Origin of the sequence: Acinetobacter sp. YH16031, from assembly GCF_013417335.1 — a bacterium.
Lineage (GTDB): Bacteria > Pseudomonadota > Gammaproteobacteria > Pseudomonadales > Moraxellaceae > Acinetobacter.
In genome coordinates this window covers 1-3,545 of the sequence record NZ_VPED01000087.1, presented here as the reverse complement: position 1 = coordinate 3,545, position 3,545 = coordinate 1, and the positions used below count along the sequence as shown (strand labels likewise).

Here is a 3,545-nt window from a genome sequence, read left to right as displayed (position 1 = left end):
AAGCATTTAAAAACATTAAAAATAATTAAAAGCTTAGGGAATGAAAAATTGCCCTATGTTTTCGCTACGCTCAAACTCTATTGAATCTCGCTTTCGCTCGATTCGAGGGGCAATTTTTTGCCTAATCTCGTTGTGACTTTAATAAAAAGCAAAAGCAAGAATGAATTCGCTTCGCTCATAAGCTTTTTTGCTCGCTTCGCTCGGTCTAGACATCACTTTTCTATAAGTGATTTCCTGTTTTTGAGATTTTGATACTAAAAAATTGTTTTTCAGAGAGTCTAGGCGCGATTTTTCGATGTTCGCTCGTAGACACTCGCTCTGATATAGCGATTTAACGCAAAAATATAGGGGGTATGCGCGATTTTTTCACTGATTACTATGAATCCTATGTCGATGAGGAAAACGTGCTTAAAACGCAAATGATGAGCTTTCAGGAAAAGGTAAGGCGGCCTCCTAAGGAGACCGCCTTGTTTTTTTGATTTTCCGTGTTCAAATTCACGAAACTAACGCGCTTAACGCTAATCATTTATTGAGTTCGCGACTAGAACGAACTCGCAGTTATCAACTTACGACATTTTCACTGTTTCCAGTGGAAGCGACTCTCATGGATCCTCCATCAAGACTAAGCTGGTCCTGACTTCTACACATCACAAAGTACACACTTCAAATTGTGTTTTAGTTCCACAATCACGATTTTATATAACATCATCCCACTAGAGCCTTGCGGCCCATCATCGCAAAAATCAGTCAGCAGCAGATCCGTCTCCGGAACAACTGGGTGATTTCAAAGCGCAAACTTCAACGTAACCAACGCTTTTTTCTTATCTTAGTGAATACTCATGAAATATTATTCATCCGACCGCTACTTCAGGATGTTTAACGTCTATTCACTTTCTCCCGTGCCAAACAGGCTTGCCGCATTTCATAGCTGCCGAGGTTGCCACACCTCTCCCCTGACAAACTTTGTTTTCTCAGTCCGGTTATGCACCGTATTGCCTTTCGTTCACCCACCCCTTACGTTTTTATTCGCTCGAAGTGACCTAATTAATCCGGATAAATCCGAAATAAACCTAATCAGCAACTCTCCCTCTCTCATAAATCAGTCCTTATAGCATCCTCGCGGAGTGTTTTCGGTCCAAAAGCCTATAGTCTGGAGCCACCACATCTAATCATTGGCTTGAGAGATTCCCACTTTAGCGTTAACAGTCTTTGTCTATTTCGAAAGAAATAGACGGTCAGTACGCTTATCCGTTCCATCTGATATCAGCCATTCCTTTTTTTTGGGATAAGAGTTCCAAAAACTCCCATTATTAACCGATATTAAATTTCATTACGGGTAAAGCACTTAACCTACGCAAAGCAACATGCTTGATCCAATCTCTTGGATCTCCTTAGTGTCACTGTTACAGGCTTGAGCTATCCATAGATCTCAATAACTAATCAAATATGTCATCACGACAAATCAATTTGGTTAATCATTGAGTACCGAGCAGTCCAGATTTCTCCTCGTGCCCCTAGTACCTCGCGATACTCTCATAAGCCCACCTGTGCGCAACGCATACCACCCTGTTAAGGAATTGAAGCGGTAAACGTGTGTTCCTAACGCATCTATCATTCCATGAAGATACTCACACTCTCTGTTAAGCAGGGTTTGCCCTTGTCACCAAGGGTCCCGTTTCAGTGTCGCCCAACTATTTGATCGGCTCACAACGATTTCATACGTCACAGCCAATTAAGAGTGATTGGGTCAAAGAACAGAATCTCACTGTCCAGTGCCCTTCGCAGCCGCACCAACTAGATTTCTCACGTATGCAGCTACACGGTCTTTAGCAATGAGATGGCTGTCTCATGCACACGAACCGAAAAAAAAAGTTTAGAAAGTTTTGCTCGTTGCACGATTAACACAACAAAGCTCATTTCATATTTTGGCAAAGCCATCGTCTCAGGCTTTTTTAAACTTGGCAAATTTTCAGATGTTTTCGCGCACGCAGATCGCAGGAACTCTTATTTATATTCCTGCCATAAAACAGCTGTTTACAAGGAAATTTGCACAAAAATAATCAATAAAAATATATGTTTCAAAGGGGGGCTTTTATGGTTATGGAAAAAAATAGTATTTTGAGTAAAAAACACCCAGTTCTAAAATGAGAATGGATCATTTTTTTAACGATTTATTATCTAAAAATAAGAAGAGCACTGGATGTGCTCTTCTTGGAATTTTGCATAAGCGATTTTATGTTAAATACTTAAAACATCATGCTCTTTTATTTCTAAGAGGCTTTGTTGCAAAAATACCTAAAACTATGATTTTATTATACTTATTTTTTATTAAAATTTTCTTAAACTCCTTAAAAATAAGTATTTTGCAAAATATTTATGCAACAAAGCCTATACATAAGAGCAAACGATCTTCCAACGGTAATTTATGCGGTCGTCCTTTACCAATATGACGAGGTAACTGCTTATTTAGCTCGGCCAACATCAGGTTAAATGTAGCCCAACTAACACCGGTAAGCCTACGAAACTTAACGTCTGATAATTTTTGAATATCTTTGAATTTCATCCAAGGATTATCCTTTGAATTAAATAAGTTTGCTGATTAATTTAAGATCAAATAAATTGTACGTTTTTTGATTTATGACGGAAGTCTATTAACTATATATTATTTCTTAAAAAACTATGTAATATTTAATGGAGTTAATAGGTTGGAATTATGGTAAATGAGTCAAGTGAAAATTTTTAAATATTCTTTTGTAATTTTAGCTGTAGTCTCTGTTTCCGCATATACCATGAGTGATCGTCAATCCACACAGTTTCAAGTCAAAATGCAAGTTACAGAAATTTGTGAGATTGGAGCAGGAGGCTCTTCGGATATTGATTTTGGGACTGTGACTCGTAATGCACAGAATGTTCAAGCGACAGGGAGCTTAAATGTTCATTGTACTAATGGTACTCCCTATAATATTGCTTTAAATAGTGATGGTCGTTTGAAGCATGCCAATGATATTTCCATACAAATTCCTTATCAGCTTTATCAAGATGTTGCCATGAGCAAAGAATGGGGCAATATTGCAGACAATCGTTTGTCACAACAGGGGACAGGGGAAACACAAAATATTAAGATTTGGGGTAAGGTTCCCAATGCTAATGTTCCTGCTGGGAAATATAGTGACACAGTAACTGCGACGGTTACCTATTAATTTTAAAATAAAAATCAATAAGTTAGAGTTACTGTAATCGTGTCAGAGTATTGCCCAGTACTACTGATGGGTTGAGCTGGAACCGTTGCATATACAGGTATATTATGATTATCTACAGAGTAAAAGGTATTACCTTGCCAAGGTTGATCATCGTGTGCGTTCCTAGAAAGGTTGTATCGGATATAGTTTCCTAAAGCATTTCTCATTCTTCTTTGTGTGCCCTGCGCATTGATGCCATTATTTAAACTGACTTGCATAATAGTGCCAACGGGACAGGCTAACTGTATATTTCCTGAGCTTATTAACGGTGTCTTCAGTTGGTCAACCGCACCAAAGTTAATATCT

The 3,545-nt window shown here is 38.3% G+C and carries 3 protein-coding genes; 1 reads left to right on the top strand and 2 read right to left on the bottom strand.

Translation table 11 applies throughout. The features are described 5' to 3' along the window. Positions 1 to 2,374: 2,374 nt before the first annotated feature. Entirely contained in the window at positions 2,375 to 2,563 is a 189-nt protein-coding gene (locus FTV31_RS15935; protein ID WP_157799961.1) for a hypothetical protein, read from the bottom strand. A gap of 157 nt (positions 2,564 to 2,720) precedes the next feature. Between FTV31_RS15935 and FTV31_RS15930 the strand changes: the two genes are divergently transcribed. Then, the gene (locus tag FTV31_RS15930) at positions 2,721 to 3,200 is read left to right on the top strand and encodes a spore coat U domain-containing protein (protein WP_179991844.1); all 480 of its coding nucleotides are present in this window, start codon (positions 2,721 to 2,723) and stop codon (positions 3,198 to 3,200) included. A 14-nt stretch (positions 3,201 to 3,214) separates the two neighbouring features. Here FTV31_RS15930 and FTV31_RS15925 read toward each other — a convergent pair. Further along, on the bottom strand, positions 3,215 to 3,545 hold a 331-nt coding region (locus tag FTV31_RS15925), incomplete at its 5' end, for a spore coat U domain-containing protein (RefSeq protein ID WP_180015665.1).

Excerpts from the sequence above, each read along its gene's own strand:
- FTV31_RS15935 (WP_157799961.1), bottom strand. The coding sequence starts at position 2,563 with ATGAAATTCAAAGATATTCAAAAATTATCAGACGTTAAGTTTCGTAGG.
- FTV31_RS15930 (WP_179991844.1), top strand. The coding sequence starts at position 2,721 with ATGAGTCAAGTGAAAATTTTTAAATATTCTTTTGTAATTTTAGCTGTA.